At 70.0% G+C, this 26,666-nt stretch carries 29 protein-coding genes; 6 read left to right on the forward strand and 23 right to left on the reverse strand.

Annotated elements, in window-relative coordinates:
* Positions 1-38: 38 nt before the first annotated feature.
* Together BKE41_RS02825 and BKE41_RS02830 are read left to right on the forward strand one after the other, a co-directional pair.
* Positions 39-938 (forward strand): MBL fold metallo-hydrolase, encoded by a 900-nt coding sequence (locus BKE41_RS02825; RefSeq protein ID WP_244612612.1) that lies wholly within the window; start codon positions 39-41, stop codon positions 936-938.
* A gap of 63 nt (positions 939-1,001) precedes the next feature.
* Positions 1,002-1,463, forward strand: a complete 462-nt coding sequence (locus tag BKE41_RS02830) for a DsrE family protein (protein ID WP_059407826.1) — start codon at positions 1,002-1,004, stop codon at positions 1,461-1,463.
* Positions 1,464-1,491: 28 nt separating this feature from the next.
* Here the strand turns inward: BKE41_RS02830 and BKE41_RS02835 are convergent, their stop codons facing one another.
* The 4 genes from BKE41_RS02835 to BKE41_RS02850 form a co-directional block, all read right to left on the reverse strand.
* Entirely contained in the window at positions 1,492-1,911 is a 420-nt protein-coding gene (locus tag BKE41_RS02835) for a hypothetical protein (RefSeq protein ID WP_244507391.1), read from the reverse strand.
* A 176-nt stretch (positions 1,912-2,087) separates the two neighbouring features.
* Positions 2,088-2,807 (reverse strand): cytochrome c biogenesis protein CcdA, encoded by a 720-nt coding sequence (locus BKE41_RS02840; RefSeq protein WP_059407818.1) that lies wholly within the window; start codon positions 2,805-2,807, stop codon positions 2,088-2,090.
* Between the two features lie 7 nt (positions 2,808-2,814).
* The gene (locus BKE41_RS02845; protein ID WP_059407815.1) at positions 2,815-3,204 is read right to left on the reverse strand and encodes a thioredoxin family protein; all 390 of its coding nucleotides are present in this window, start codon (positions 3,202-3,204) and stop codon (positions 2,815-2,817) included.
* Between the two features lie 43 nt (positions 3,205-3,247).
* Positions 3,248-4,048: a pentapeptide repeat-containing protein gene (locus BKE41_RS02850; RefSeq protein WP_059407813.1), complete on the reverse strand. Its 801-nt coding sequence runs from the start codon at positions 4,046-4,048 to the stop codon at positions 3,248-3,250.
* Positions 4,049-4,233: 185 nt separating this feature from the next.
* Here BKE41_RS02850 and BKE41_RS02855 point away from each other — a divergent pair, with 185 nt between their 5' ends.
* Entirely contained in the window at positions 4,234-4,908 is a 675-nt protein-coding gene (locus BKE41_RS02855) for a Crp/Fnr family transcriptional regulator (RefSeq protein ID WP_059407811.1), read from the forward strand.
* 29 nt (positions 4,909-4,937) lie between these two features.
* On the opposite strand, the gene BKE41_RS02860 is transcribed toward BKE41_RS02855, so the two are convergent.
* The 9 genes from BKE41_RS02860 to dsbD all read right to left on the reverse strand — a co-directional run bounded on the left by BKE41_RS02860 (position 4,938) and on the right by dsbD (position 11,866).
* Positions 4,938-5,324 carry a rhodanese-like domain-containing protein gene (locus BKE41_RS02860; protein WP_059407809.1) on the reverse strand — a complete coding sequence of 129 codons (387 nt, stop codon included), beginning with the start codon at positions 5,322-5,324 and terminating at the stop codon, positions 4,938-4,940.
* An 11-nt stretch (positions 5,325-5,335) separates the two neighbouring features.
* Complete coding sequence (locus tag BKE41_RS02865; protein WP_059407807.1) at positions 5,336-6,247, reverse strand: MBL fold metallo-hydrolase; 912 nt, start codon at positions 6,245-6,247, stop codon at positions 5,336-5,338.
* A gap of 20 nt (positions 6,248-6,267) precedes the next feature.
* Entirely contained in the window at positions 6,268-7,077 is an 810-nt protein-coding gene (locus BKE41_RS02870; protein WP_185156781.1) for a sulfite exporter TauE/SafE family protein, read from the reverse strand.
* On the reverse strand, positions 7,074-7,523 hold the full coding sequence (locus tag BKE41_RS02875; protein ID WP_059407805.1) for a DUF6691 family protein: 450 nt from the start codon (positions 7,521-7,523) through the stop codon (positions 7,074-7,076). Before BKE41_RS02875 ends, BKE41_RS02870 begins: the two co-directional genes overlap by 4 nt.
* A 3-nt stretch (positions 7,524-7,526) precedes the next feature.
* Positions 7,527-7,952 carry a YeeE/YedE family protein gene (locus BKE41_RS02880; RefSeq protein ID WP_059407803.1) on the reverse strand — a complete coding sequence of 142 codons (426 nt, stop codon included), beginning with the start codon at positions 7,950-7,952 and terminating at the stop codon, positions 7,527-7,529.
* A 206-nt stretch (positions 7,953-8,158) separates the two neighbouring features.
* A complete protein-coding gene (locus tag BKE41_RS02885; RefSeq protein WP_059407801.1) occupies positions 8,159-8,626 on the reverse strand; it encodes a DsrE family protein in 468 nt (155 codons plus the stop codon).
* Positions 8,610-9,416: a L,D-transpeptidase gene (locus BKE41_RS02890; RefSeq protein ID WP_059407799.1), complete on the reverse strand. Its 807-nt coding sequence runs from the start codon at positions 9,414-9,416 to the stop codon at positions 8,610-8,612. The genes BKE41_RS02885 and BKE41_RS02890 overlap by 17 nt, the downstream gene beginning before the upstream one ends.
* Positions 9,416-10,045 (reverse strand): DsbA family protein, encoded by a 630-nt coding sequence (locus tag BKE41_RS02895; RefSeq protein ID WP_059407797.1) that lies wholly within the window; start codon positions 10,043-10,045, stop codon positions 9,416-9,418. The genes BKE41_RS02890 and BKE41_RS02895 overlap by 1 nt, the downstream gene beginning before the upstream one ends.
* A gap of 39 nt (positions 10,046-10,084) precedes the next feature.
* Positions 10,085-11,866, reverse strand: coding sequence for a protein-disulfide reductase DsbD (dsbD, locus tag BKE41_RS02900; protein WP_059407795.1), 1,782 nt, complete (start codon positions 11,864-11,866; stop codon positions 10,085-10,087).
* Positions 11,867-11,963: 97 nt separating this feature from the next.
* Here dsbD and BKE41_RS02905 point away from each other — a divergent pair, with 97 nt between their 5' ends.
* Both BKE41_RS02905 and BKE41_RS02910 read left to right on the forward strand, forming a co-directional pair.
* Positions 11,964-12,626, forward strand: a complete 663-nt coding sequence (locus tag BKE41_RS02905; protein ID WP_059407793.1) for a response regulator — start codon at positions 11,964-11,966, stop codon at positions 12,624-12,626.
* Positions 12,623-13,939 carry an ATP-binding protein gene (locus tag BKE41_RS02910; protein WP_059407792.1) on the forward strand — a complete coding sequence of 439 codons (1,317 nt, stop codon included), beginning with the start codon at positions 12,623-12,625 and terminating at the stop codon, positions 13,937-13,939. Before BKE41_RS02905 ends, BKE41_RS02910 begins: the two co-directional genes overlap by 4 nt.
* A gap of 5 nt (positions 13,940-13,944) precedes the next feature.
* Here the strand turns inward: BKE41_RS02910 and BKE41_RS02915 are convergent, their stop codons facing one another.
* The 4 genes from BKE41_RS02915 to BKE41_RS31930 form a co-directional block, all read right to left on the reverse strand.
* Positions 13,945-14,268, reverse strand: coding sequence for a metalloregulator ArsR/SmtB family transcription factor (locus BKE41_RS02915; RefSeq protein ID WP_059407790.1), 324 nt, complete (start codon positions 14,266-14,268; stop codon positions 13,945-13,947).
* A gap of 662 nt (positions 14,269-14,930) precedes the next feature.
* Positions 14,931-17,789, reverse strand: a complete 2,859-nt coding sequence (locus BKE41_RS02925; RefSeq protein WP_059407786.1) for a PAS domain-containing protein — start codon at positions 17,787-17,789, stop codon at positions 14,931-14,933.
* A 404-nt stretch (positions 17,790-18,193) separates the two neighbouring features.
* Positions 18,194-18,967: an HWE histidine kinase domain-containing protein gene (locus BKE41_RS02930; RefSeq protein ID WP_244612613.1), complete on the reverse strand. Its 774-nt coding sequence runs from the start codon at positions 18,965-18,967 to the stop codon at positions 18,194-18,196.
* A gap of 51 nt (positions 18,968-19,018) precedes the next feature.
* Positions 19,019-19,207, reverse strand: a complete 189-nt coding sequence (locus BKE41_RS31930; protein ID WP_245295892.1) for a PAS domain-containing protein — start codon at positions 19,205-19,207, stop codon at positions 19,019-19,021.
* Positions 19,208-19,557: 350 nt separating this feature from the next.
* Between BKE41_RS31930 and BKE41_RS02935 the strand changes: the two genes are divergently transcribed.
* Positions 19,558-21,024, forward strand: coding sequence for an HWE histidine kinase domain-containing protein (locus tag BKE41_RS02935; protein WP_059407784.1), 1,467 nt, complete (start codon positions 19,558-19,560; stop codon positions 21,022-21,024).
* Here the strand turns inward: BKE41_RS02935 and BKE41_RS31935 are convergent.
* The 6 genes from BKE41_RS31935 to BKE41_RS02965 form a co-directional block, all read right to left on the reverse strand.
* On the reverse strand, positions 21,021-21,443 hold the full coding sequence (locus BKE41_RS31935) for a sensor histidine kinase (protein ID WP_244612615.1): 423 nt from the start codon (positions 21,441-21,443) through the stop codon (positions 21,021-21,023). The two genes, BKE41_RS02935 and BKE41_RS31935, sit on opposite strands and share 4 nt — an antisense overlap.
* A gap of 18 nt (positions 21,444-21,461) precedes the next feature.
* Positions 21,462-22,043 (reverse strand): PAS domain-containing protein, encoded by a 582-nt coding sequence (locus BKE41_RS31940; protein WP_245295893.1) that lies wholly within the window; start codon positions 22,041-22,043, stop codon positions 21,462-21,464.
* 952 nt (positions 22,044-22,995) lie between these two features.
* Positions 22,996-25,383 (reverse strand): EAL domain-containing protein, encoded by a 2,388-nt coding sequence (locus BKE41_RS02950; RefSeq protein WP_059407779.1) that lies wholly within the window; start codon positions 25,381-25,383, stop codon positions 22,996-22,998.
* 143 nt (positions 25,384-25,526) lie between these two features.
* Positions 25,527-25,718, reverse strand: a complete 192-nt coding sequence (locus tag BKE41_RS02955) for a hypothetical protein (protein WP_059407778.1) — start codon at positions 25,716-25,718, stop codon at positions 25,527-25,529.
* A gap of 3 nt (positions 25,719-25,721) precedes the next feature.
* Positions 25,722-26,072: a DUF3140 domain-containing protein gene (locus BKE41_RS02960; protein WP_059407776.1), complete on the reverse strand. Its 351-nt coding sequence runs from the start codon at positions 26,070-26,072 to the stop codon at positions 25,722-25,724.
* A gap of 57 nt (positions 26,073-26,129) precedes the next feature.
* Positions 26,130-26,642: a DUF892 family protein gene (locus BKE41_RS02965; RefSeq protein ID WP_059407774.1), complete on the reverse strand. Its 513-nt coding sequence runs from the start codon at positions 26,640-26,642 to the stop codon at positions 26,130-26,132.
* Positions 26,643-26,666: the final 24 nt, after the last annotated feature.

Raw genomic sequence — 26,666 nt, forward strand, 5'->3', positions numbered from 1 at the left:
CCGCCGTCCCCGGATCGCGCTGCGACAGGCGTCTCTTCATGGCGGGGCTCGCGGCGGGTCTCGCGGGCGCGTGGCCGACCGGCCGCGCGTCCGCCAACCCGGCGGCGGCGTTGACGGTCGGCGGCGCCTCCGTGGAGACGGCGAGCGACGGCACGCTGTCCTCCTCCCTCGCCTTCATGCTGCCCGATACGCCGCGCGACGAGATGCAGGCCGTCTTCAGGGCCGAGGGCCAGCGCGCGGAGGCCGCGCCGATCCCGACGAACGCGAGCCTCGTGCGGATCGGCTCTGAGATCATCCTGATCGATGCCGGCTCGGGCAACTCCTTCCAGCCGACGGCGGGCAAGCTCGGAGAGACATTGGAGAGCCGGAACATTTCGCGCGAGGCGATCACCCAGGTCGTGTTCACGCACGCCCATCCCGATCATCTCTGGGGCGCGATCGACGATTTCGACGACAGCGAACGGTTTCCCAATGCCCGCTACGTGGTGCCGGCGGCGGAATGGGATTTTTGGACCCGCGACGACGTCGAGACCCTGGTGCCCGACTGGCTGAAGGGTCTCTCCGTGGGCTCGCGACGGACCCTGCGCCGCCTTGAGGCGAAGGTGGAGCGCCGCAGGCCCGGCGAGAGCATCGCCCCCGGCCTCACTTACGTCGCGACGCCGGGGCATACACCCGGCCACGCCTCCGTACTCGTCGAAGCGGGACGGGATCAGGTACTGATCGGCGGAGATGCCCTGAGCCATGCAGTTCTGTCGTTCCGGCGTCCCGCCTGGGCGTTCGGAAGCGATCTCGACCGCGACCTCGCTTCCTGCACCCGCCTGACCCTGCTGGACCGGTTGGCGAACGAGCGGATGACGCTCGTTGGCTTTCATCTCCCGGGCTCGGGCGTCGGACATGTCGAGCGTGCCGGCGACAGCTATCGATTCTTGCAGACCTGACGAGACGGCTCCAAGAGGAGCGCGCGTCTCGGATCAGGATCGTTCGACAACGGAGGGGACGAGATGATGCTGTCGCGCAGGGGCGTGTCCGGATTGGCCGCACTGCTGGCTGGGCTCGGAGCGAGCAGGGCCACGGCGGCTCCGGCAACCGGCCCGAAGACCCACCGGGTCGCGATGCAGGTCAGTTCCCGCGAGGGCGGCGTGTTCGATCTCGCCCTCAACAATGCGGTCAACCTCGCGCGCGAATACAGCGAGCAGGCCGAGGAACTGGAAGTCGAGATCGTCGCCTATGGCCCAGGCCTGCACATGCTGCGGGCCGACACATCGCCCGTCACGGCGAGGATCCATTCCATCAGCGAGAGCGTGCCGGGGATCGTCCTCTCGGCCTGCGGCAACACCGTCAAGGCCATGGAGAAGGCCGAGGGGCATTCGCTGGAATTGCTGCCCCACGTCGGCATCGTTCCGGCGGGGGCGGTCCGTCTCGTGACCCTTCAGGAAGCAGGATGGAGCTACCTGCGCGTTTAACTGGGTCCGGTGGGGCGACGAACTCGTCTCAGCGGATGACGAGCGCCTCGATCCAGCGGGCGCCTGGAACAATGTCCGCACGGGCAGCCTGATCGAACGGGGGCACGGAGGGATCCTGAGGCGGGGCCGCGATGTCGTTGAGATCCACCGCCATCGGCCTTCCAACCAGCCCGTCCTCCGTTTTCTGAAGAGCGTAGTAGAGGCCGTTGCTCAACTTGGCTCCGTAGTCGGCCGGCGCCTTGTAGAGGAAGAGCAGGGCGTGCTCCAGCCACGCATAATCGCCCGGCCGGACCGTTCCCGGGTTCGCGTAGGGATAGGGAACGTGGCACTGGACCTCGGGCCCCTCGACGCATTTGAACTCGCGCATCGACAGGAAGAAGTCCTTGAACTTCGTCCGGTCGAGGGTGACGACGAACCGCGTGGCGTCCGGCCCTGGGGTGAACGTCACGGTGCCGATTGGAATGGACGTACCGTCGCGAGTGCGTAGCTCAAGCTGCTTCGTGCCGACCAATTCCCAAGCCTGCGCCGGACCTGCAATCCCGAGAAGGATGGCAGCGTAGAGCAGGCAGGTTCGAAGACGGTAGGGTCGCATGGGGCGGGCTTTGGAGGCAGACGCTATCGAGGTCACAGGCGGGTCGTCAGGTTGGTGAGCCAAGCCGGCGAAGCGTTGACCAGGACGGTCTCCGCGGCCTTGTCGTAGCCCGTGGCGATCATCAGGCCGGTGGCCACGAGGATGGCGCCCAGGGCGACCTTCAGCCCTTTGCCGAGCCCCATCATCCGGTCGCGCCAGCGTATCAGCACCTCGCGGGACAGCGTGCCGAGGAGCAGGAGTGGCAGGGCGGCGCCGAGGCCGAACAGAAGCATCGTCGTTGCCACCGAACCCAGGTCTCGCCCCTGCGAGGCGAGGAGGGACGCGGCCCCGAGGGTCGGCCCGACGCAGGGGCTCCAGACCGCGCCGAGCAGCAGCCCGACGCCGAACTGTCCCAGAAGCCCGGTGGTCGAGAAGCCACCGAACCGGCTCTCGGTCCAGTTGCTCACCGGGCCGGCGGCCACAGCAAGCCGGGTCTGGGCGGCCGGAACCATCAGGACGAGCCCGATCAGGACCAGCATGATGGCCGCCACGGTGCGGAAGACATCGGCGTCGAGGCCGAGGGCGAACCCTACGGTCGCTACGAACAGCCCGATGGCCACGAAGGACACCGCGAGGCCGGCGGCCAGGGCAGCGGGGCCGAGCCTGTGTTCCGATGCCGCCGCGCCCAGGACCAGCGGCAGCAAGGGCAACACGCAGGGCGACATCACCGAGAGGATGCCGGCGAGGAACGCGAGGCCGAACGTCGTGGCCATGGCCGACCTACAAAGCCTTCTCGACAGCGCCCTCGATCCACTCCGGCTGGGTGTCGCCGACCGAGCGCCCCGTCTCCTTCTCACCCTTGAAGGTGATCAGGGTGCTCTGCGTCGTCACACCGAACCGCTTCAGCACGTCTTTGCGGCTGTCGAAATCGACGTCGAACACCTGCAGGTCCTTGAACCGGGGTTGGGCTTCCAGCTTAGCGAGGATCGGCTTCTGCGACGCGCAGACGGTGCACCAGGGCGCGGTGACATGGACGAGGATCGGCTTGCCCGCCTTCTGGGCCGCCTCAAAGGCTTCAGGGGTGAAGACGGCCTCGGCGGCATTCGCAGCGGTACCGAACAGCAGGGGAGCGGCGGCCAGGGCGCCGAGCAGGAAGCGACGGGTGGTCATGGGCTGTCTGGGTCCTTGTGATGGGTCGAGGCTTACGGGCGGCTCAATTGGTTGCCTGGGTGACGGCGCGGTCTACGTTCACGCGCTCGGCCCAGTCCTTGGCCTCGGACTGACCCTTGAGGTCGATCAGCCGGGCACCGCTGACGTCGACGTTCTTAAAGTCTGCTCCTGTGACCGTCGCGCCGGTCAGGTTGGCCCCGGACAGGTCCGAGCCCATCAACACCACGTCGGTGAGGTTGGCATCCTTCAAGTTGGCGTATTCGAGCCGCGACCGGCCGAGGTTGGCACCCTTCAGGTTGGCGCCGGAGAGGTTCACCGACACGAACACGGCCCGCATCAGGCCCATGGACTGGTTCTTGATGTCGGCGCCCCCCCTGAGGTCGACCAGCGTGGCGCCGCTCATGTTGGCGCCCTTGAAGTCGCCAATGGGCATGGACCGGCTGAGGTCCGCGCCGCTGAGGTTGGCGTCGCGGGCGGTGATGCCGAACATTTTCGTGTCCACGAGCTTGGCGCCGGACAGGTCGGCCTTCAGCAGCCATGCCTGTTCGAGGTTCGCGCCGCTGAGGTCGGCGCCGCGCAAATTGACCTTGTTCAGGCGGGCGGTCCGCAGGTTTGCGCCCCGGAGGTACAGCCCGGAGAGGTCGAGGCCAGACAGGGACTTGTCGTGCAGGTCGACCGGCTTGCCGTCCGCGGCCTTGATCAGCGCCTCGACGTCGGCGCGGCTCATCTCGGCCTTGATCATGGCGGGCGAGGACATGTCGGCCCCGAGCAGGAGGTCCTGTTCGGCCGCGGCGGGGCCGGCGGCGAGTACGGCGAGCATGAAGCTCAGGGCGAGGCGGTGCATCGGTTCACTCCCGGTGGGCGCCGCGCATGGCGGATGCCCTTATCGTGTTCTTTGTGATGCGATGCTATGCCGGGCCGCTGCACCCGGTCGGTGACCCAGGTCACACAAGTCCGGCGCGGCGGGAGAAAAACGCAACGCGAGCCGGACGATCAGCCCGTCGTCATGGCCGGGGGGACTACGCCGCCATGACGGATGCCCAGAAGGTCGAGCGATGGATCGACCGGTTTCCGCTCCTGCAGGCGCTCAGCCCAGCGCACCTCCAGATCGCCCGGGGAACTGTGCATTTTCCGGTACTGGACGCGGGCGCCATCGCCTACGAACTCGATGGCGAGTGCGCCAACTACCTGATGTGTCTGGAGGGCCGTACGCGCATCTTCCGGATGTCTGAAGGCGGGCGCGAGGTGCTGATCTACAAAGTCGGGCCGGGCGGCACCTGCGCCCTGACCACACAGTGCCTCCTCTCCGGCGGCAACTTTCCGGCGCAAAGCATCGCCGAGGAGCGGACCGAACTGGCGGCTCTGCCGGTGAGCACGTTCCAACACCTGATGGGCGAGAGCGCCGCGTTCCGCAGCTTCGTCATGGATGACTATACGCGGTTGATGTCCGGCCTATTCACGCTGATCGACGAGGTCGCGTTTGCCCCGCTCAAGCAGCGCCTCGCGCAACGGCTTCTGGCCGAGGCGGACCCGCGTGGGGTGGCCTCGGTAACCCATCAGAAGCTCGCGGATGACATCGGCAGCGTGCGCGAGGTCGTGAGCCGCATCCTGGGGCAATGGGCCGAGGCCGGCCTGATCGAGGTCCGGCGCGGCGCGGTCGAGATCGTCGACCGCCCAAACTTGGAGGCCGCCGGTCGCAAGTGACCTGCGGCCTGTCGGCTTGCCAGTCCCGATCAGGCTGGCTCGACGGTGCCGCCGGCCTTCGCCATCGCGGGGAAGCCGCCCGCGACATGGGCGACCGGTCCGAGGCCCATGTCGTTCAGGGTCTTGGCTGCCAGGGCCGAACGGTTGCCGGAGCCGCAGTAGAGCACCAGGCACTTGCCTTCGCCGAGCTCGGCCCGGTGGGTCGGGCTCGCGGGGTCGGCCTGGAACTCCAGGAAGCCGCGGGGCACGTGGACGGCGCCGGCGATCCTGCCGGTCTTGGCCAACTCCTCGCCCTCGCGCACGTCGACGAGCACCGAGCCCGGCTGGCCCAGGCGCGCCAGCGCCTCCGCGGCCGACAGGGTCTCCACCTCCCGGTTGGCCTGCGCCACCAGGTCCTTCGCGCTGATCGTGGTCATGGTCACCTCCGTCAATCGCCCCACGCCGCACCGTCGAGGGAGTCGAGCGGGATCTTCAGGTAGCGGCGGCCGTTCGCCTCGGGCTCGGGCAGGCGCCCGCCGCGGATGTTCACCTGCAGGGAGTGCAGGATGAGCTTCGGCATCGGCAGTTCGCGGTCCCGGGCCTCGCGCATCGCCACGAACGCCTCCTCGGTCGGTGTCTCGACGAGGTGCGGGTTCTCGCTCCGCTGCCGGGCGACCGTGCTCTCCCAGGCCGCCGCCCGGCCGCCCGGGCGGTAGTCGTGCCCGGTGAACAGCCGCGTGTCGTCCGGCAGGGCCATGATGCGCCGGATGCTGCGCCACAGCGCGTGCGCGTTGCCGCCGGGGAAGTCGGCCCGCGCCGAGCCGCTGTCGGGCATGAACAGGGTGTCGTGGATGAAGGCGGCGTCGCCGATCCGATAGGCGATGGAGGCCAGGGTGTGGCCCGGCGTGAACATCACCTCGACTTCGAGGTCGCCGATCCGGAAGCGCTCGCCGTCGGCGAAGAGCCGGGACCACTGCGAACCGTCCGTCCGGAACGTGTCCGGCAGGTTGTACAGCCCCTTCCAGAGCCGCTGCACGTCGATGACCTTCTCGCCGATGGCGGTCGGGACGCCCGTCCGGTCGTGGAGGTAACCTGCCGCCGAGAAGTGGTCGGCGTGCGGGTGCGTGTCGAGGATCCACTCCAACTCGTAGCCCTCCCGCTCGATATGGGCGAGCAGGGCATCGGCGGAGCGGGTCGCGGTCGCGCCGGACTTCGGGTCGAAGTCGAGGACCGGGTCGATGATCGCGCAGCGCTTCGTCGCGGGGTCCGCGACGACGTACTGGATGCTCCCGGTCGGCTCGTCGTGGAAGCCGGTCACGATGGGATGCCCGCGCAGGGCTCCGGCGGTCTGGTTCGACATGGATCTCCTCCTGTCCGGGATCAGGCGCTCAGGCCGAGGAGCGGCAGGGCCCCGCGGGCGACGACGTACAGGCCGACCAGGATGACGAGGCCGGCGAAGGTGACGGTCAGGGCGCGCTTGCGCCCGGCGAGGCGCTGGCCGAGCCTCGATCCGACGAGGCCCCCGAGCACGCCCCCCAGGATGAACAGCCCGGCGAGCGGCCAGTCGATCAGGCCGGAGGCGGCGTAGCTCGCTGCGGTCGCCGCCCCGAAGGCGCTGACCGCGACCAGCGAGGTGCCGATGGCCATGGGCAGCGGCATCGCCGTCGCCAGCATCAGGCCCGGCACGATCAGGAATCCCCCGCCGATGCCGAAGAAGCCGGAGAACAGGCCGACCGCGAGGCCGATGCCGAGGAGCCAAGGCAGGAGCACCGGCGCGCTGGCCTTGGTCAGGCGCACGTCCGGGTCGCCCTCGCCGCGTCGCTTGCGCAGCATCAGGCCCCCGACCACGAGCATGACGACCCCGAACAGGGCGAGCAGGCTCTTCCCGTCGACCGCCTTGGCGGCCGCCGAGCCGACGAGCGCGCCAAGGACCCCGGCGAGCGAGAACGCCGCCGCGCAACGCCACTTCACGTTCCCGGCTCGCCATTGCGGGACCAGGTTGCCCGCCGCGCTGACCGAGACCGCCAGGGCGCTGGTCCCGATGGCGACGTGGGGCGAGGACACGCCGACCACGTAGGTCAGCAGTGGGACCGCGAGGATCGAGCCGCCCCCGCCGACGAGGCCGAGGATCACGCCCACGACCCCGCCCGAGCCGGCGGCGAGGCCGGATGTGAGGGGGCCGGGCATCATGCGTCGGCTCCCAGCGCGGCGGTCGGCTTCAGGCGCGCCGCCGGCACCAGGCGGAACAGCAGCATGCCGGCGACCATCGCCGCCACGAAGGTCACGGCCTCGGCCGGGGCCACCGTCAGGATGGTGAGGGCGGGCCCGGGGCAGAGGCCGGCCAAGCCCCATCCGAGGCCGAAGATCGCGGCCCCGGCGAACAGGCGTCCGTCGAGGTCGCGCCGGGTCGGGACGTCGAGCCTGGGCGCGAGCAAAGGCCGTCCGCGCCGCCTCGCCAAGCGGTAGCCGGCGGCCGAGATTGCGACGGCGCCCGCCATGACGAGGGCGAGGCTCGGGTCCCAGCGTCCGGTCACGTCGAGGAAGGCGAGGACCTTGGCCGGGTCGGCCATGCCCGAGACGAGGAGGCCGAGGCCGAACAGGAGGCCGACGGCGAAGGCGGAGGCGGTCTTGGCCATGGCTCAGGCTCCGACGAGATGGCGCATGACGAGGACGGTCAGGACGGCGACGGTCATGAAGATGCCGGTCGCGGCCAGCGAGCGGGGCGAGCCGCGGCCGATGCCGCAGACTCCGTGGCCGCTGGTGCAGCCTGAGCCGAGGCGCGCGCCGAACCCGACCAGCAGGCCCGCGAGGATCAGCAGCGGGAATGACGCCTCGACCGTCACCGGCGGAAGGCTGCCCCCCAGGCCGGCATAGGCGAGTGGTGCGAGGACGAGGCCTGCCACGAAGGCCGCCCGCCAAGCGGTCTCACCCGAGGGCGGGGCCAGGATGCCGCCGAGGATGCCGCTGATGCCGGCGATGCGTCCGTTGAGGATGAGCAGCAGCGAGGCGGACCCGCCGATCATCGCTCCGCCGAGAATTGCGCTGACGGGGGTGAAGCCTTCCATCTCAATCTGTCCCAAAGTGCGGTCCGGGAAGCGCCCGGTCCGGCCGCGGGGACTACTGCCCCACGCAAAACATTAGATGACACTCAATTAGCATCTTCTAATGTAATGACAAGCGGAAAGATGGTCCGGCGGACAAGCGCCCTAGAGTCAGGTGCGGCGGCACACGATCAGGTCTTCGCGGTCGATTGCCGAAGCGGTGTAAGGCCTCAGGGGTGGATGTATGCGAACCCCATGGCCTGCAGGCGCGCCAGTTCGGCGACGCCGCTCGGCACGAGGTCGTCCTCGCCGACGCCGTACAGGGTGGTGCGGTCTATCTTCCGCTCGCGCAGGGTGTTGGCGCAGACCAGGAACCGCACACCCATCCCCTTGAGGGCGTCGATGCGGCCGGCGAGTTCTTTGTCGTTCGCGGCCGACTGGAAGAGGCCGACGCCGTAACCGAGGCTCACCACGCGGATCTCGACATGCGCCTTGCCCACGGCCTCGACGTGGTTGCGCAGGTTGGCGAGCAGGCGCTTGAAGTAGGCTGCTTCGTCCGGACCGCTTCCGCCATTGTGGTAGACCACCTTCTGGTCGGCGTAGTAGCCGGCCGGCGCCTCCGAGCCGGCACGAACCGTTCCGATGCCCATCGTCGCGAGGACGACCGCCAGCGCCAGGCTCCTAAAGACCGTCGTCATCCGCCACTCCGTCGTCCGTCAGGGGTTCGGGCGCCTCCGAGGCGCCGCGGGATAGGTCGTCGAGGCGCGCACGGTCGAGGCTGCCGGTCGTCTCCGGCGCGGCCGGCCGCGCGGCCTGGGCGGTGCCGTGCGACCCAAGCACGACGACCTTCGTGCCCGTAGGTACGCGGCGGTGCAGGTCGATGACGTCCTGGTTGAGCATGCGGATGCACCCCGAGGACACCGCCTCGCCGATGCTCCAGGGCTCGGTGGTGCCGTGGATGCGGTAGAGCGTATCCTTGCCGTCCTTGAACAGGTAGAGCGCGCGGGCCCCGAGGGGATTGCGTGCGCCACCTGGCATCCCGCCGGCCCAGCGCCCGTTCCGCTCCGGGTCACGCCTGAGCATGTCGGGGGTCGGCGTCCAGCGCGGCCAGGACGCCTTGCGGGCGACAGTCGCCTCCCCGGTGAACTCGAAGCCGGCCTTGCCCACGCCGACCCCGTAGCGCATGGCCTTGCCGCCCTCCATGACGAGGTAGAGGAAGCGCCGGTAGGGGTCGACCACGAGCGTGCCCGGTGGCTGCTTGGTCGGATAGTCGACAACCTGGCGGACGTTGCGGGCCTTCAGGTCGCGTGGCTCGACCGCATCGACCGGGAACGGCTCGTCGGTGATGGCCGCGTAGCGACGAACGGCATCGGCCGGAAGGCGCGCCCCCGCCCCGGCGACCGGGCCGGGGGCGCCCATCGAGGCCGAGCAGGCTCCGACCCCCGCGGCGAGCGCGAGGAGCGCCGTTAGGCGCATCACCCGCCGCATCACGAGCGGCCCTTGGCGCGTGCCTGGGCCACCGCCTGCTTGAAGCCGTCGTAGTCGAGGGCGGCCGCGACCTTGAGCGGGCCGATCAGGAAGACCGGCGTCCCCTGCAGGCCGAGGGCGTCCGCCTGGTCGAGGTTGCGCTGGAGCAGGGCGGCGATCTCGCCCTGGTGGGACGTCCGATCCGCCTCCAGGCGGGCCATGTCGACGCCCGAGGCGGAGACCGCCTCCAGCATCCGCTCCTTCGGGATCTTACGGCCGGGGATGCCCATCAGCGCGCGATGCACGTCGTCGTAGCGGCCCTGGTACCGCGCCGCGAGGGCGAGCTGGGCGCCGTAGACGGAGGCGTCGCCGAGAATCGGCCAATCCTTGTGGACGAGGCGGATGCGCCCGTCCGACTTCACCAGCCGGAGAAGGTCGGGCTCAGCCTTCTTGCAGAAGGGGCAGTTGTAATCGAGGAAGGCGACGATGGTCAGGTCGCCCTTCGGGTTGCCCGAGACCGGCGCCTCCGGGTCATTGAGGATGGCGTTCTGGTCGATGCCCTGGGCGAAGGCCTCTTCCGTGTGCGGCGATAGCAGGGCGGGCGCGAGGGCGATGGCGGGGATTAGGGCGAGCAGGGTCCGGCGGTGCATGACGGTCTCCGTGGGTATGGGTGGCTCGGAAGAGGCAGTTCAGGCTCCGACGAGGGCGAGGCGGCGCTTCAGGTCCTCGACCGTGAGTTCGCCCTCGGTGCGGGCCTCCCGGACCTCGCCGCCGTCGGGACGCATCAGGATGAGGGTCGGCGGACCGACCACCTCGAAGCGACGCATCAGGGCGCGGGTGGCGTCGTCGTCACGGGTGACGTCGGCCCGGATGACCGAGACGGCCTTGAGCCTCTCCCGGATGCCGGCGTCCGCCAGGACCGTCCGCTCGTTCGTCTTGCAGACGGTGCACCAGTCGGCGGCGAACTCGACAAGCACCGGCTTGCCCTCAGCTCGGGCCGCCAGGAGGGCCGCCTCGAAGGCGGTGAGCGTGGAGACCGTCCGCGCCTCGGCGATGTGGCCCGGATGCGACGGGGCGAGGCCGGCAAGCGGCCGCAGCGGGTCGTCCGCGCCCGTGGCAGCCCCGAGGAGGAGGAGGCCGCCATAGGCGACGGCGACCAAGCCCGCCGCGCGACCGGCGGGTGACGGGCGACCGTTCGTGGTCAGCACCGCGAGCGCCATGCCGGTGCCGATGGCGAGCGCCGCCCAAATCAGGAGGGACAACACGTCCGGCAGCAAGCGTGTCACGAGCGAGGCCGCAAGAGCCAGGAACACGAGGCCGAATGCTTGCTTCGCCCGCACCAGCCAGGGGCCGGACCGGGGCAGGATGCCGGCGCCGAACGCGCCGACGAGCACCAGCGGCGCACCCATCCCGAGGCCGAGGGCGAAGAGGGCCAGCGCCCCGCGCAGGACATCCCCCGTTTGGGCGACGTAGAGCAGGGCGGCAGCAAGGGGTGGCGTCACGCAGGGACCGACGACGAGGGCCGAGCTGAAGCCGAGGAACGCGGCCCCGGCGACCGACCCACCTTCCGCCGCCGGGGCGCCGAAGCGGTCCCGCCACCAGCGCGGCGCCTGCAGGTCGAACAGGCCGAACATCGACAGTGCCAGCGCGACGAAGGCGGTGGCCATCAGGCCGAGGGCGAGAGGGGTCTGGAGGGCGACCTGCAGGTTGCGGCCGAGCCACGCCGCCGCGACGCCGAAGCTGGCATAGGCCGCCGCCATGGCGAGGACGTAGCTTCCGGACAGCGCCAGGCCCCGCCCCGGCGTGAGGCCCTGGCCCGAGCGGACGATCATGCCCGACAGAATCGGCACCATCGGCAGCACGCAGGGGGTGAACGCCAGCAGGAGGCCGAGCCCGAACATGCCCGCCAGGACGCCGACGAGGTTGCCGACGAGGAGGGCGGCCGGCCCGGCGGGGAAGACGTCCTGGCGGGAGGCGGCGGCGACCGTCGCGTCTGCCGGCTCGGCGGCGGGGGCGGCTCCGCCGGCCGGTGATGCGCCGGCGTTCGCCAGGGAGGCCAGGTCCAGCCGCTTCGTGACCGGCGGGTAGCAGATGCCCCGCTCGGCGCAGCCCTGGTAGATGACCCGGATCTCCCGCAGGCTGGCCAGCGCCGCGCCGGGCACGATGGCCTCCACGGAGTCGTGGTAGACCTCCGTCGGCCCGAAGTTCAGGTCGTCCTTTGTCTCGGCGGTCGGCGTGGTGACGGGAAGCTCCGCGCCGGCACCGGCCTCGGCGCGGATCCTGTCGCGATAGAGATAGGTGCCGGGCGCGATGGTCCAGCGGAGGTGGAGCGAGAGGTGCGCGTCCCGTGTCGCGACGAGAGTGAAGGGCGACTGCCGCCCGGCGAGGTCCTGCGACCATACCGGCAACCAGGGCGATGCGCCCGCCCAGACAAGGGCGGCGAGGAAGAGGTGGGCTAATACGTTCGGCATGGGCGGGGTCCGGATCGGCCCGCCGCAGGTCGGAAACGCAGCTTAAGCCAGGCTTAAGCCGGGCCCGGAGGATGCGGGACGGTCAGGGGAGACACGCATGCGCATCCTCGTCGTCGAGGACGATCCCATCCTCTCGGACGGGCTCAGGGCGGGGCTCGGCCTCGGCGGGGCGACGGTCGATTGCGTCGGGACCTGCGTTGACGCCGAGGCGGCGCTGGCCACGAGCGCGTTCTCTGCCATCGTGCTCGACCTGATGCTGCCCGATGGCTCCGGCCTCGACGTGCTGCGCGGCCTGCGCGGCCGGAAGGACCGCACGCCCGTCGTCCTGCTCACCGCTCGCGACGCGGTGGCCGACCGGATCGCCGGGCTCGACGGCGGCGCCGACGACTATCTCGGCAAGCCCTTCGACCTCGACGAACTCTCGGCCCGCATCCGCGCCGTCGTCCGCCGGGCCTCGGGGCGGGCCGCCGCCGTCCTGGAGCACGGGGGCATCCGGCTCGATCCCGGCAGCCTCGCCGTGACGGTCGACGGCGTGCCGGTCGGCCTGTCCCGGCGCGAGGTCATGGTGCTGGCGGCGCTGATGGAACGCCCGGACGTGCTCCGCTCCAAGGCCGAGTTGGAGGAACGCCTCTACGGCTGGCAGGAGGAGGTCGAGAGCAATGCCGTCGAGGTCCACGTGCACAACCTGCGCGCCAAGATCGGCAAGCATGCCATCGAGACGGTGCGCGGCCTCGGCTACCGGATGAGGGCGTCGGCATGACATCCCTGCGCGTCAGGCTCTTCGCGATCCTGCTCCTCGCGACCGGGCTGATCTGGCTCAGTGCGGTCGCCTGGATCTACCTCGGCTCCAAGCGCGAGGTGGAGCAGGTCCTCGACACCCGACTGCAGGAGGCCGCGCGTATGGTCGGCTCCCTGGTGGGCGCGGTCGGCGGCACGACTTCCGACGGAACACCATCCACCTTCCCGGGGCCGACGGCCTACGAGCGGCAGCTGTCCTGCCAGATCTGGTCGCTCGACGGGCGCATGGTGGCGCGGTCGAGCGGAGCCCCGGAGCGGCGCCTGACCGACGCGCCGGCCGGCTTCTCCGAGCGCGAGGTCGACGGCGAGACGTGGCGGGTCTTCACGGTCGAGGACGCCGAGAAGGGCGTGCGGGTCATGGTCGGAGACCGCCTGGGCCTGCGTGAGCGCCTCGTGACCGATCTCATCATGGGCCTCGTCACCCCTGCGCTCCTCGTCGTCCCGTTCCTCGGCATGCTGATCTGGGCGAGCCTCGGGCGGGGCCTGCGCCCCTTGCGCTTGATGGCCCGGGACCTCGCGGGCCGTGACGCCGACGACATGAGCGCCATCGACGCCGGGCGGACCCCCGCCGAGGTCCGGCCGTTGGCCGACGCCCTCAACGGGCTGTTCCTCAAGGTCGAGGCTGCGCGCCGGCACGAACGAGAGGTGACGGCCTTCGCGGCGCACGAGCTGCGCACGCCATTGGCCGGGCTGAAGACCCAGGCCCAGGTCGCCATGGCCACCACCGACCCGGACGTTGCCAAGGCGGCGCTGCGCCAGATCCTGGCGGCCGTGGACCGTACCACCCGCCTCGTCCGGCAACTGCTCGACGCGGCCCGGCTCGACGCCGCCGGGGAGTCGCCGACCCTGGCGGAGGTCGACGTAGGGGCGCTGGTCGCCGAGACCGTGGATGGCATGCGGATGCCCGCGGGGGTCCGAACCCTGATCGACCCAGGGCTGCGCGGCTACACCCTGCGGGCCGATGCCGAGAGCCTGCGCCTGGCGGTCCGCAACCTGCACGAGAACGCCGTGCACCACATGGACGCTGGCACGGTGGAATGGCTGGCCCGTCCCGATGGGGAGGGCATGCTCGTGCGCGACGAGGGGCCGGGGATCCCCGCCGAGGAACTGCCGCACGTCACGACGCGCTTCTTCCGCGGCCGCCACAAGAGCGCCACCGGGAGCGGGCTTGGGCTCGCCATCGCCGAGATGGCGTCCCGCAGGAGCGGTCTGAGCCTGCGGCTGCGCAACCGGCCGGATCGCCCGGGGCTTGAGGTGGAGATCCTTCGCGCCTGATGCGGTCAGCCGAGTTCCGGGCAGAAGATGTCCTTGAGCGTCGCCAGCACCCGGGCGGCGCGGGGGTCCTCGAGCCGGTAGTGGAGCGTCTGGCTCTCGCGGCGGTACGCGACCAGCCCGTCTTCGCGCAGCTTGGCGAGATGCTGCGAGAGCGCCGACTGACTGAGCTCGACCGCCTCGGCGAGGCTCGTCACGTCCATCTCGCCGCGGGCGACAAGCAGGCAAAGAATGAGCAGGCGCTTCTCGTTGGCGAGGAGCCGAAGCAGGCGCGCCGCGTCGCTGGCCTTGTCCTGGAGCCGCATCAGGTCGTTCGGCGTGACGGCGTCCATTCGCGGTGCTCCTGAATCAGACATTCGAGATTATTTAGAGACTCCTAATATAGCGTGTCTAGTCCGTCTGGCCATAACGGTACATACCGGCAAGGTCACCGGTTCGGGCCAGGAACTCTCGTTCCAATGAAGTGCACCACCCGCGCGGAAGGCGCCCATCATCACCGAAGCAGACCGGTACCTTTCGGTTTAGCTGGGTCGAGAGAAGGCCGTCCGCTTTTTAAGCGCCCCCACTTGGAAGCAACCATTCCGCTTTCGGCCAGACTGAGTCCTGCCGGATCTCGATCGCGCGCAGAACCGGACATTCGGCTTGGCGCCCACCCCAGTCATTCAGGCGGCCTCGCCCGCTCCCCAATAACGGACATTCACCGTCACTGCTGCGGCGGCCCATTTGCATAAGGGCAGGTTACGACGCGACGCGGCGTCCCGTGGGCTCTGGAGTCCCAGTGTGGATCCTGAGAAAGGAACGCGGCGCGGAACCGCTCCATGGTCATCCGGTCGTACGGGAAGGCCGCCGTCGCCCCGGGCGCGCCGTCGCCGGCCTCCCGCTGCGTCGCGCTGAACTGCACCGTCTCGCCGGCCACCGTTCCAACCGTTTCCCGCCCTCCACCGATCCGCGGTCCCATGATGCCGCCGTCGGGGGATGAGCGCAGAACGCGGCGTCAGGACGTTCGTTGCTCGGTCACGCGCGTTCGATGCCCGGACCGGAGCCCGAGGACCTGGTGCAGGATGCGGCCCAACTGCTCGGCCGAGTACGGCTTGTGCAATAGCTCGAACCCGTGCGTGCCCTCCTGGGCGAGCACGTGGCTGTAGCCCGAGGCCAGCACCACCGGCAGGCCGGGCAGCCGACGCTGCAGCTCCTTGGCAAGGGCCATGCCGCCCATGCCGGGCATGACCACGTCCGAGAACACCAGGTCGAACCCGTTGCCGGTCCGCCCGAGCCGATCCAGCGCCTCCTCGGCGTTGGCCGCCCAGGTCGTGCTGTAGCCAAGGTCCTCCAGGATCTGGGTGGCGAACTGGCCGACCCCGACGTTGTCCTCCACCACCAGGACGCACTGCCCAGCGCCGAGGGGAGCCATTCCGTCGTCCGGGCGCGAGGCATTCGCCGGCCGCTCCTCCGGCGTGACCTCCGGAAGGTAGAGCGTGAACGTCGCGCCTTCTCCGACCGTGCTGCGCACGTCGACGTCGCCGCCGGACTGCTTGGCGAAGCCGAACACCTGGGACAGACCGAGGCCAGTGCCCTTGCCGACCTCCTTGGTCGTGAAGAACGGCTCGAAGATCTGACCGAGCCGCTCCGGTGGGATTCCCAGGCCCGTATCGGTCAGCGATACGGCCGCGAACGCTTGGTCCGAGCCGGCGTGACCGCGGATGGCGGGCAGGGCCGCGCCGCGCACGAGGCGCAGGGTCAGCGTACCCTCACCGTCCATGGCGTCCCTGGCATTGACGGCCATGTTCACCAACGCGGTCTCGAACTGGCTCAGGTCGGCCCTGATGAAGCAGGGCTCGTCCGGCACCTCGGTGAGGACGCGAACCCTGGCGCCGGTGACCGTATCGAGCATGTCGGCGATGCCGCGCACCCGCTGGCCCACGTCGAACACCTCGGGCTTGAGCGCCTGCCGCCGCGCGAAGGCCAGGAGCTGGCCGGTCAGCTTGGCGGCCCGTTCGACGGTTTCGGAGACCGCGTCGAGGTAGCGGCCCTTGCGTTCCTCCGGTAGGTCGGGCCTTCGAAGGAAGTCCACCGAGGAACGGATGATGGTCAGCAGGTTGTTGAAGTCGTGCGCCACGCCCCCGGTCAACTGCCCGACCGCCTCCAGCTTCTGGGACTGGCGCAGCGCCTCCTGCGCCTGCGCGAGCTCGGCCTGGTCGCGCAACCTCTCTGTGACGTCCGTCACGAACTGGTAGCAGCCGATGCGCTCGCCCCGTTCGTTGCGCAGGGTCCGGAAGCTGATCTCGTAGTACGGACGGACACGGTCGGGATCGCCGTAATCCTCGATGATCGTGACCTCCTCCCCGGCCAGGCCACGGCCCCAACCGGCACGGACCTGGGCCTGGTGCTCTGGCTGGTCGGCGAGCAGGTCGAGCATGTTGTCGCCGACCCTGGGCCGGACGCCGTAGATGCGCTCGAACTCGTCCGCGTTGGCCTTGTTGATGGCCAGGATGGTGTAGTCGAGGTCCGCCGCCATCACCATCACGTCGGTGCGCTCGACGATGGTGGCGAGGAGGTCGCGCTCAGCCGTGCGCTCGGAGACCTGTTGCTCAAGCCTGGCGTTCAGGACGCGCAGCGCCTCCTCCATGCGCTTGCGTTCGGAGATGTCGGTGAAGAAGACGGCGACCCGGTGGGCCGCGGGGTCGCCCACGCGCAGCGCGCGCACGTCGAACCAACGCCCGAACACCTCGGCCCAGCTCTCAAGGTGCGCGGGCTGGCCGGTCAGCGCGACGCGTCCGTATGTCTCCAGCCATTGGGGCTCAAGGTTCGGTGCGAACTCGCTGACCCAGCGCCCGGTCACGTTCGCGCCGGTCTGCCGCTCGAAGGCCGGATTGGCCTCGGTGATGCGATAGTCGACGGCCCGGTTCGTCTCGTCGAACTTCATCGCGATGATGCAGAACCCGACGTCGATGGTCTCGAACAGGGTGCGGTAACGGCTTTCGCTCTCGGCGAGTGCGGCCCGCGAGCGCACCTCCTCGGTGACCTCGTAACCGCCCACGAAGATGCCGGTGACCGTCCCCGCTTCATCGCGGATGGGCTGGTATAGGAAGTCGAGGTACCGGTCGTCATCCTCGACGAAGCGGATCGGGACGGTCCGAGCCGCGAAGGCCTCGCCGGTCGCATAGACCCGGTCGAGCAGCTCGAAGAAGCCTTGGTCGCGCAACTCCGGGAACACATCCTGGACTGGTCGACCGATGTAGTCCCGCTGGCCTGCGACGGCGATGTAGGCGTCGTTGACGTACTCGAAGACATGCTTCCGGCCGCCCAGGACGGCGACGAACCCGGGCATCTGCTGGAGCAACGCCTGCTGCCGCTGCCGCTCGGACGCGGCCTCGCGCTCGGTCAGGACCTGCCGGGTCGTCTCCGTGCAGGCGCAGAACAGGCCGACGGTCCGGCCATCGTCCCCAGGCACCGGCGTGTAGGAGAAGGAGAAGTGGGCCTCCTCCGGGTAACCGTTCCGGTGCAGCGTGAGTTGCAGGTCGTCCATGTGCACGGGCTCGCCCGCGAACACGCGGTCCATCAGCGCGCCGACTTCGTCGCGGACCTCCGGCCAGGTCTCGAAGAACGGGCGGCCCAGGGCCGCGGGATGCCGTGCGCCCAGCATGGGCGCGTAGGAGTCGTTGTAGACCAGCGTGCGGTCGGACCCCCAGGCGATGAACATCGGCTGGCGCGAGTTGAGCATGACACGCATCAGGGTCACGAGCGATTGCGGCCAGTGCCGCGGCGGCCCGAGCGAGGTGGTCGCCCAGTCGTGGCCGCCCATCAGCGCGCCCATGGAGCCGCCTGCCGCGAACAGCGAAGCCCTCGTGGTCATCGGTTCAGGCTCGGTCCCGGCGTCGTGACGGCCGAACCGTCGAGCCGGGCTGCCCGGGTGCCTCCGCACGAAGGCGGAACGTTCGCACGGCCGTGCGCGTCGGCTCGCCCGTGCGGGTGTGCATCCGCTTGGCCGATGGGCTGCCGTTGCGGGCGGCGACGGGGGCGGTCAAGGCAGTGGGGCGGTCGCGTCGGGCGGGCATGCCACACACCTAGCACAGGTGGCCCTCGCGTGTTGTTCTCCGCGACACCGTCGCCCGTGGTGCCCGGACGCAGGCATGGGAGCGTCCTCATGGTCGATAGGGAGGGAGCGGCTGAGGCGAGGGGAGACCGGTGTGGGGTGGGCCAGGATGCCGAAGTCCGCCACTTGCGCCTGGCGACGTTCCGACGGCCGCCGCGCTTCCCTCACCGCACGCGCGGCAGCGGGACGGCGGCGCTCACCCTGAGGCCGTCCGGGTCGAAGGCGACGTCGACCTTCGCCTTGAGACGGTACGTCAGCAACCCGTCGAGCAATTCCATGCCGAACCCCTCCCGGCTCGGCAGCGCCACGGGCGGCCCGTCATGCTCGTCCCAGGTCCAGCGCAGGACCGGTCCGGCGGGGCTCTCGTCGATCGTCCAGGTCACCTCCAGGCGACCGTCCGGGTCGGCAAGCGCGCCGTGCCGGATGGCGTTGATGGTCAACTCGTGCAGCGCCATCCCGACCGGGACCGCCAGTTCGGACGCGAGCGGAACCGGGGGGCCCTGCAGCGACACGCGCGAGCGGCCCGGCTCCAGGTAAGCCTCAAGCTCCGTCCGGAGCAGTCCCTCGAACGACACGGTCTGCGTCCGCGCGTCGGTGATCAGGGTGTGGGTCTTGGCCAATGAGGCGATGCGGCCGGCGAACACCTGCCGGAAGTCCGCCAGCCCCATCGACGAGCGCAGGCTCGCGTTGAGCACCGCCTGGACGGTCGCGAGGGTGTTCCTGACGCGGTGATGGAGTTCGCGGACGAGCAGGCCCTGGTTTTCCTCCGCCGCGTGCCGTTCGGTGACGTCGCGCTGCGCCGAGACCCAGTGGGCGATCCGCCCGTCGGGGTCGCGCACGGGCGTCATCAGCCATTCGACCGTGTAGGTCGAGCCGTCCTTGCGGTAGTTTACGGCCTCGCCCTGGAACGGCTCGCCGGCCGCAAGCGCCGCGCGCATCCGGTCGAGGACGGCGCGGCCCGTCCCCGAGCCTTGGAGGAGGCGGGGGTTCTAGCCCAGGACCTCTTCCGCCTTGTAGCCGGTCATGCGGGTGAAGGCCGGGTTCACGTACTCGATGCGCGGACCGGGTTCTTCGAGCTCGGCGGAGGTGATGAGGACGGCTTCCCCGCTGGCCTCGACCGCGGCGAGCAGGAGACCGGCATCCGTCGGAACCCGTTGCGTCGCGTTCCGATCTCGCACGTCCACCGCTCCCGAACCTCGGCGCCAGGCGCGTCCTGGGTGCCAAGCCGGCCCCAACCCGGGCATGACTTACAACCAACCGTGGCCGTCCAGGTTTCCGGCGCCTGACGGACGGGGACCGTCCATGGCGAGCCGAAGGGCAGGTCCGCCTCCCTGGCCCGGCCGTCCCCGAGGCCGGTGCCGGGGCGCGCAGGGTCGGAAGGCCAGCAAGCGCCCGTTTGCGGCCGGGCGAAGCCAGCCTTGTGCATGACGTGCGCGATCACGTCGGGGCTCTCCGCCCCAGGGCTCGCCTGTGCTACGGTCACGCCGAACGGCGGGCCCGAGGTGGCGCCACGTCAGGCGACGATGTCTTGACCGACTTCCGGGAACACGACTGCATCACGGCCGAACTGACGCGCTCGGACGCTAGCTCCGATCCGTTCGCCGCTGCGGTACGCGCGACGCGGATGCCGATGATCGTCACGGACCCGAACCGGCCCGACAACCCCATCGTGTTCGCCAACGCCGCCTTCACGAAACTCACCGGCTACGCGAACGAGGAGATCCTCGGCCGGAACTGCCGGTTCCTCCAAGGTCCGGAGACCAACCGGTACGACGTCGCCCGCATACGGGACGCTATCGAGCGGCGCGAGCCCATCGAGCTCGAACTGCTCAACCACAAGAAGTCCGGCGAGGTCTTCTGGAACCGGCTGCTGGTCTCGCCGGTGTTCGACCGAGCCGGCGTGCTGACCCACTTCTTCGCCTCGCAATTTGACGTCACGCTGGAGCGGGACAAGCTGGTGCGTCTCCAGGACGACCTTGCGGTCCGCGGGCGGGAGGTGGCGCGCCGCAAGGTCGAGCTCGCCCGCACCGAGGAGCGGATGCGGTTCGCCCTCAAGGCCGGGCGGATCGGCTCTTGGACCCTCGACCTCGCCGACCGGCGGCTTGAGGCCTCCGACATCTGCAAGGAGAACTTCGGCCGGAACGTCGCCGATCCGTTCGGCTACGATGACCTGCTGGCCGCCGTCGTACCCGACGACCGGGAGCGGATGGAGGAGGCGGTGCGGGAGTCCATCGCCGGGCACGGGGATTACGACATCGAGTATCGGGTGCGCACGCCGTCGGGCGAGGAGCGCTGGGTGCACGTCCGCGGGCAGACGTTCTACGACGCGAACGGCAGCCCGGTGAGCATGGCCGGAGTGTCCATCGACGTCACGGAGCGCAGGCGCGTCGAGGAGCAGCGCCAGTTGCTGGCGGGCGAGCTCACCCACCGGGTCAAGAACTCGATGGCGACGATGCAATCCATCGCCCACCAGACGCTGCGTAACGCGGCAAGCCTGGACGAGGCGCGCAAGACGCTCGACGCGCGCCTGGCATCCCTGGCGGCGGCCCATGACGCGCTGACCCGCGAGAGCTGGGAAGGGGCGACCCTCGGCGAAATCGTCGAGCGCGCCCTGCAGCCGTTCCGGAGCGGGTCGGCCAGGCGCTTCACCGTCGCCGGCCCGCAGGTGTGGCTGTCGCCGCGCGCCAGCCTCGCTTTCGTGCTGGCGCTGCACGAGTTGGCGACGAACGCCGTGAAGTACGGTGCGCTATCGAACGACGCGGGCCGCGTGGTCCTGGATTGGGGCCTCGACGAAGGGCGGCATCTGGCCCACCTGTGGCTGCGTTGGGAGGAGCTCGGAGGCCCACCCGTCGCGAAGCCGGCGCGGAACGGCTTCGGTTCGCGCATGATCGAGCGGGCGCTCGCGATGGAACTCGGAGGCCGGGCCAGGATCGAGTACCGACCGGGCGGCGTCGTGTTCACGTTTGAGGCGCCATTGCCCGAGCGGGTGTCCTAGGTGCCTTGGTCATCCGTCCCTGATCCTCCTTCCGCCAGTGCGGGCAACGGCATGCGGACGGAGACCTGCAACCCGTCCGGGGCAAAGGCGACGTCGACCTCGGCGCCCGTCTGCGCGGCCAGGATCTTGTTGAGGAGGCGGTGGCCGAAGCCCTCGCGGGTGGGATGCATGGCCGGTGGGCCGTCGTGCTCGGCCCAGTCCCAGCGCAAGCCTCGGCCGGAGCCCCGGTCCTCGATGCGCCAGGTCACCTGAAGCCTGCCGTTCGGGTCCGCGAGCGACCCGTGCCGCAGGGCGTTGGTGGTCAACTCGTGCAGGGCCATGCCCACGGGCACGGCGAGTTCGGACGGCAGGACGACCCTCGGCCCGTCCAGGGTCAGGCGCCCGCGCTCGTCGTAGGGGTCGAGTTCGGCCCTCAGCAACCCCTCGAACGAGGCGGCCTAGTCGAGATTCTCGGTGATCAGCGCGTGCGTCCGGGCCAGGGAGGAGATCCGGCCCGACAGGGCGCGGGTGAACTCGGTGGCCGAGAGCGAGGAGCGCATCGTCGCGTTCAGCACCGCCTGCACCGTCGCCAGCGTGTTCTTCACCCGGTGGTGGAGCTCGCGCACCAGCAGCGCCTGGCGGTCCTCGCCGGCGCGCCGCCCGGTGACGTCGCGCTGCGCCGAGACCCAGTTCGTGACTTGACCGCCGGCGTCGCACACCGGCGTGATCAGCCACTCGACCATGTAGGCCGATCCGTCCTTGCGGTAGTTAAGCGCCTCGCCCTGGGCCGTCTCGCCGGCCTCAAGCGAGGCGCGCAGTCCGTCCAGGACGGACCGGTCGGTGCCGGGACCCTGTAGGAAGCGGGGTGAGCGCCCCACGACCTCGTCGGCCGCATAGCCGGTCATGCGGGTGAAGGCCGGGTTGGCGTACTCGATGCGCGGGCCTGGCTCGTCGAGGTCGCCCGAGGTGATCAAGATGGCTTCCCCGGTCGCCTCGACGGCCGCCTGCAGCAGCCTGAGGTCGACCGTACCCAGCTTCAACCCGTCTCGCACGGCCACCCCGCCCCTCCAGGATCAGCCGTCGTGAACCGGCTCGAAAAACCTCGCGCGAAGCCGCGTCCAGGCACACGTTTGCAGAACCGCCGACCAGAGACCCGGTTGCAACGGCAGGTGGCGGCCGGGGATGCGCTCCTTCGTCCCGCAGGGCCAGGATGACCGGCGGTCCGCTTGCGTACTGAATGCGTCCGGGGCGTGGTGACGGGAGGGCTCGGCGTGGCGGAAGGCCAGTCCTGAAGCCGTAGCCATCCCGAGCATGACGCCGCTCGCCCGGGGCAAAACATCCGGGCGCGACCGAGGTTGATGTTGGCACGTCCCATGGCGGAGGGCATCGAGACGAACCGGGTGAACGGGGTCGCCTGGAGAGGATTGAGGTGGGCCGCCCCTACATACGGCAGTTGGACGAAATGACGGCCTTCCGACCGTCGTCGGCCATATTGGACTTGCAGGTCGCGCCGTTCCGGAGGTCCCAGTCCTTCGAGGTCGAGGCCAGGAGGTCCGGCGCCTGGCGCGAGACGTTGGGCGTCATCGCGGCCGCCCGCTCTGCCGTGGGGACCGACGACCTGCGGTGATGGATCGGCCTGCCATGCGGACACCGAGGGAACCTTGCGCCCGTGAACCCATCCCGTTCGAGGATTCGATCCCTCGTGCCCGGGAGCGTCGGCCGCTCCTCCGGTGAGATCTACCTCGACATCCTGAGCCGGCTCGCGCCGGGCGCCGCCTGCGACAGGGTCATGCCGGCCGACGCCGACGCGGCGCTGCCGCAGGGCATGGCCCTGGCCGGGTCCGACGCGGCGTTCCTCAGGTGCGGGGCGCGCGTGGGGGATCGTGGGGGATGTCGTGTTTCCGCTTCCCCAGGCCCGCCTGCTGCCCGAACCGACCCTGAGATCCCTCTCCTTACGCGAGCGAGGTTGACGCTTGCCCCTCGCCGGTATGCTCAGGCGCGTTTTCGGGCGTCGGCGATGAGCGGAATCGTGCCATGCGTGTATTGGGCGAACTCGCCGATGGGCGACGGCCGTCCCATCAGGTAGCCCTGTGCCTCGTGGCATCGCTCGGCCACAAGGAAGCCGAGCTCCGCCTCCGTCTCGACGCCCTCGGCTAGGACCGGAAGCCCGAGGCCGCGGCCCAGGCCAAGGACCGAGCGCACGATGGCCGCCGTCTGCTCGTTGCTGTCGACCGAGCGCACGAACGAGCCGTCGATCTTGATCTTGTCGAACGGGAACGAGCGCAGGTTCGAAAGGGACGAGTAGCCCGTGCCGAAATCGTCCATGGCGATGCGGAGGCCCAGCGCCTTCAACTGCCGAAGGGTCAGCAGCGCCCGGTTCGGGTCGCTGATCAGCGCCGTCTCGGTCACTTCGACCTCAAGCCGGTATGGCGCAAGCCCGGTCTTGAGCAACACCTCGTGTACCAGGCCGACGAGGTGGGGGCTGTGGATCTGCACCGCCGAGACGTTGACCGCGACGGCGAGCGGTTGCGGCCAGGTCGCGGCCTCGCGGCAGGCCTCGCGCAGAACCCACTCGCCGATCTGCAGGATGGCGTCGCTCTCCTCGGCGATGGGGATGAACACCGCTGGCGAGACATAGCCGCGCTCGGGGTGCTTCCAGCGCAGCAGCGCCTCGAAGCCGATGACCTCGCCCGTGCCGACGTCGGTCTGGGGCTGGTAGACGAGCTGCATCTCCCCGCGAGCCACGGCGTGGCGCAGGTCATGCTCCAGCAGGCGGCGCTCGCGCACCTCGACGCCCATCTTCGCCTCGAAGAAGCGGTAGGTGCCACGCCCTTCCGACTTGGCGCGGTAGAGAGCGGTGTCGGCGTAGCTCAGGAGAGCGGCCCGCTCCTGTGCATCGTCCGGATAGAGGGCGATGCCGATGCTGGTCGCGATCTGTGGCCCGCCACCGTCCGTCCTGCCGGCGCGAAGCGCCTCCAGGATGCGCTCGGCGAGGCGGCCGGCCTCGGATGGCCCCGCGCACGGCATCAGGACGGCGAACTCGTCGCCGCCGAGGCGGGCCATCATCTGCGTGTCGTCGAGCTCGGCTGAGACGATGCGGGCGACGCTCTCCAGCATGGCGTCGCCGGCGGCGTGGCCGAACAAGTCGTTGACCTCCTTGAAGCGGTCGAGGTCGAGGCACAGCACCGCGAGCTTGCGCCCGCTCGCGTCCGCGGCGCGCAGCTCCTGGTCGATGCGCTTGGCGAAGCTGGCGCGGTTGGCCAGCCCCGTGAGCGCGTCGTGGTGGGCAAGGAACTGGATCTGGCTCTCGGCCTGGCGGCGGGCCCGCAGGTCGCGCACGGCGACGGCGAAGTGCGGGCGCCCGCCATACTCGACCGATTGCATGATGATCTCGACCGGCACCAGGGCACCGTCGGCCAGCCGGAGCTCGGCCTCGACCGGCCGCTCCGGATGGCTCGCCAGGGCGAGGCGGGCGGTGTCGCCGGGCAGGTGCGCCGACAGCGCCGTGCCCGCGAGCGCGGCCTGCGGCAGGCCGACGAGCTTAGCGAAGGCCCGGTTCGCGCTGACGATGGTGTCGCCGGTGCAGACGACGAGCCCTTCGACCGCTGCGTTGGCGAGGCTGCGCAGGCGGTCGGCCTCCACTTGCGCGTGACCTCGGTCGCGCACGTCGAGGGTCAGGGCGGCGGCCGCCAGGAGCAGGATGGCGAAGCTCGCGAGCGCGACCGCGACGGCAAGCCATGCGTTCGGGACCGCCGCCTCGGAAACGGCGAGCGTCGGGTCGGGCGTTATGGTGACGGCGCCCATGGCGGTGAAGTGATGGCTGCAGATGGCCAGCAGCAGCAGCAGGGCCGCCGGCAATTGCCGGACGAGGCCGCGGGCCCCTACCTGTGCCACCAGCGCCGCGCCGCCCAGGATGCCGCCGAGCGCGAGCGAGACGGCGACGGTGGCCGGGTCCCAGGTCTTGTGCCCGGCGACGTCGTAGGCGGCCATGCCGGTGTAGTGCATCGCGGCGATGCCGAAGCCGAGGATGGCGCCCCCGGCCCAGGCGGCCGTGCGCCCTCCCACCAGCACCGCGAGCGAGAGCCCGGACCCAGCCAGCGCGACGGCGATGACGAGGGAAATGCCGGTGAGCGCGACGTCGTAGCCGCTCGGCACGCCCGGTGCGAAGGCCAGCATGGCGATGAAATGGGTCGCCCAGATGCCGGAGCCGCCGGCGGTTGCCGCCACGGCGAGCCAGCCGGCCTGCGCCCAAGCCCTCGCCCGGCTCGCGTGGCTGATTAGGCAAACCGTTGTCAGGGCCGAGAGCGCGCAGATGGCCGCCGCGAGCGCGACGAGGCGGAAATCATGGGCCTCGACAAGGCATCCGACGACGGTGAGCATGAGGCGGCCCCGGGGACGTTCGAATCCCCATGTTGGGCCATGTCGGTGTAGATCGATTTAATGGCGCGCGACCGGTATATGGATCCACACGCAAGGCCCTGAAGCTTTGCTGCGGCGCGCCGTCGCAACTTCGTTCCTGTCGTTCAAGCCTGGGCAACCGACCCGAACGCTTCCAGGGCCGTTCGCCCGGCGTCGGAGGCATCCTCGGCGGAAGCATAAGCTTCCGGGGAGACGCGGATGGACACGCCGTCCGCGTCGGTCAGGTGCCAACGATACTGACCGTGGCTCTCGCCGCAGGCCTCGACGGTGACGGCCACCGGCGTCGGGTCGTCCATGCCTCAGGCTTCCTTCAGCGGGTCGTGGCCCCAGTTCATCAGCGACAGCCGCCAGGGCGAGTCCTTCACCGCGTCCTTGTCCTTCGGGCCGCCCTGCTTGAGGTGGCGGTGCACGTAGCCGACGACCTTGCGCATGTGCCCGTAATCGTCTTCCGACAACTCGGACTTGTTCTTGTGAAGCATCTCGACGATGCGCCGCCCCTCCACATGGCCCGTCGCCTCGCCGCCGTCCTTCCTCTGCCCGACCGACTGGCTGTCCTTGCTCTTGAGGTGCTTCTCCAGGGCCGCAGCCGTCATGTTCACGACCTCCTTGAACGCCTTGTAGGTCGTCTCGTGGTCGTCCGTCCCGGCCATTTTTCGCCTCCGCTCGGGTGTTGGGCGACCCCGCTCGGGGCCGCCTTAGGGTCGAGGTCAGCTATCGGCCTTGGAGCCGCCGAGTGTCAGGTCGAGGTAGGTCTGGGTCACCCGCTCGATCAGGGCGGCGATCTCCTCCGCCGCCTTGACCTCCTCCTCGGCGGATGCCCGGAATGCTGAAGCCTGGTCGGACTTGCCGGCGCGTTCGGCGATGACGGCGAGCGAGCGGTAGGCCGCGACCTGGTCATACTGGTAGGCGTAGCCCGCGTAGAGGTTCTTCAGGGTCTCGTCCTGGGCGGTGGCGTGCACCGCGGCACCGATGGAGCCGGCAACGCTGGTCACCGTCTCCTTGAGGGTCGAGGCGCTCTCGCCGACGGCTGCCAGCGCCTTGTCGAGGCGGTCGATCTGCCCCTTCGTGGTCTCGACATGGCGGCGCAGGACGGCGGCGTAGTCGGGGTAGCGTTCCAGGCCGGAAAGCTGGCGCTCCATCTGCTCCAGGCCCTGCTTCTCCAGGGCGCGCGTATTGCGAAGCGCGCCTGCGTAGATCGTACCGATGTCCATGTTGGCCATGCCGTCGTAGCTCCTCGTTGGTGT

This window comes from Methylobacterium sp. C1, assembly GCF_001854385.1.
In the GTDB taxonomy this organism is placed as follows: Bacteria; Pseudomonadota; Alphaproteobacteria; order Rhizobiales; family Beijerinckiaceae; genus Methylobacterium; species Methylobacterium radiotolerans.

Excerpts from the sequence above, each read along its gene's own strand:
- BKE41_RS02955 (WP_059407778.1), bottom strand. The coding sequence starts at position 25,718 with ATGGACGACCCGACGCCGGTGGCCGTCACCGTCGAGGCCTGCGGCGAG.
- BKE41_RS02840 (WP_059407818.1), bottom strand. The coding sequence starts at position 2,807 with ATGGCCACGACGTTCGGCCTCGCGTTCCTCGCCGGCATCCTCTCGGTG.
- BKE41_RS02865 (WP_059407807.1), bottom strand. The coding sequence starts at position 6,247 with ATGTCGAACCAGACCGCCGGAGCCCTGCGCGGGCATCCCATCGTGACC.
- BKE41_RS02890 (WP_059407799.1), bottom strand. The coding sequence starts at position 9,416 with ATGCGGCGGGTGATGCGCCTAACGGCGCTCCTCGCGCTCGCCGCGGGG.
- BKE41_RS02930 (WP_244612613.1), bottom strand. The coding sequence starts at position 18,967 with ATGCGCGCGGCGCTTGCGGCCGGCGAGCCGTTCCAGGGCGAGGCCGTA.
- BKE41_RS02925 (WP_059407786.1), bottom strand. The coding sequence starts at position 17,789 with ATGACCACGAGGGCTTCGCTGTTCGCGGCAGGCGGCTCCATGGGCGCG.
- dsbD (WP_059407795.1), bottom strand. The coding sequence starts at position 11,866 with ATGCCGAACGTATTAGCCCACCTCTTCCTCGCCGCCCTTGTCTGGGCG.
- BKE41_RS02910 (WP_059407792.1), top strand. The coding sequence starts at position 12,623 with ATGACATCCCTGCGCGTCAGGCTCTTCGCGATCCTGCTCCTCGCGACC.
- BKE41_RS02875 (WP_059407805.1), bottom strand. The coding sequence starts at position 7,523 with ATGGCCAAGACCGCCTCCGCCTTCGCCGTCGGCCTCCTGTTCGGCCTC.
- BKE41_RS02855 (WP_059407811.1), top strand. The coding sequence starts at position 4,234 with ATGACGGATGCCCAGAAGGTCGAGCGATGGATCGACCGGTTTCCGCTC.
- BKE41_RS02965 (WP_059407774.1), bottom strand. The coding sequence starts at position 26,642 with ATGGCCAACATGGACATCGGTACGATCTACGCAGGCGCGCTTCGCAAT.
- BKE41_RS02885 (WP_059407801.1), bottom strand. The coding sequence starts at position 8,626 with ATGACGACGGTCTTTAGGAGCCTGGCGCTGGCGGTCGTCCTCGCGACG.
- BKE41_RS02845 (WP_059407815.1), bottom strand. The coding sequence starts at position 3,204 with ATGACCACCCGTCGCTTCCTGCTCGGCGCCCTGGCCGCCGCTCCCCTG.
- BKE41_RS02895 (WP_059407797.1), bottom strand. The coding sequence starts at position 10,045 with ATGCACCGCCGGACCCTGCTCGCCCTAATCCCCGCCATCGCCCTCGCG.
- BKE41_RS02950 (WP_059407779.1), bottom strand. The coding sequence starts at position 25,383 with ATGCTCACCGTCGTCGGATGCCTTGTCGAGGCCCATGATTTCCGCCTC.
- BKE41_RS02825 (WP_244612612.1), top strand. The coding sequence starts at position 39 with ATGGCGGGGCTCGCGGCGGGTCTCGCGGGCGCGTGGCCGACCGGCCGC.
- BKE41_RS02830 (WP_059407826.1), top strand. The coding sequence starts at position 1,002 with ATGATGCTGTCGCGCAGGGGCGTGTCCGGATTGGCCGCACTGCTGGCT.
- BKE41_RS02850 (WP_059407813.1), bottom strand. The coding sequence starts at position 4,048 with ATGCACCGCCTCGCCCTGAGCTTCATGCTCGCCGTACTCGCCGCCGGC.
- BKE41_RS02880 (WP_059407803.1), bottom strand. The coding sequence starts at position 7,952 with ATGGAAGGCTTCACCCCCGTCAGCGCAATTCTCGGCGGAGCGATGATC.
- BKE41_RS02960 (WP_059407776.1), bottom strand. The coding sequence starts at position 26,072 with ATGGCCGGGACGGACGACCACGAGACGACCTACAAGGCGTTCAAGGAG.
- BKE41_RS02905 (WP_059407793.1), top strand. The coding sequence starts at position 11,964 with ATGCGCATCCTCGTCGTCGAGGACGATCCCATCCTCTCGGACGGGCTC.
- BKE41_RS02915 (WP_059407790.1), bottom strand. The coding sequence starts at position 14,268 with ATGGACGCCGTCACGCCGAACGACCTGATGCGGCTCCAGGACAAGGCC.
- BKE41_RS02860 (WP_059407809.1), bottom strand. The coding sequence starts at position 5,324 with ATGACCACGATCAGCGCGAAGGACCTGGTGGCGCAGGCCAACCGGGAG.
- BKE41_RS02870 (WP_185156781.1), bottom strand. The coding sequence starts at position 7,077 with ATGATGCCCGGCCCCCTCACATCCGGCCTCGCCGCCGGCTCGGGCGGG.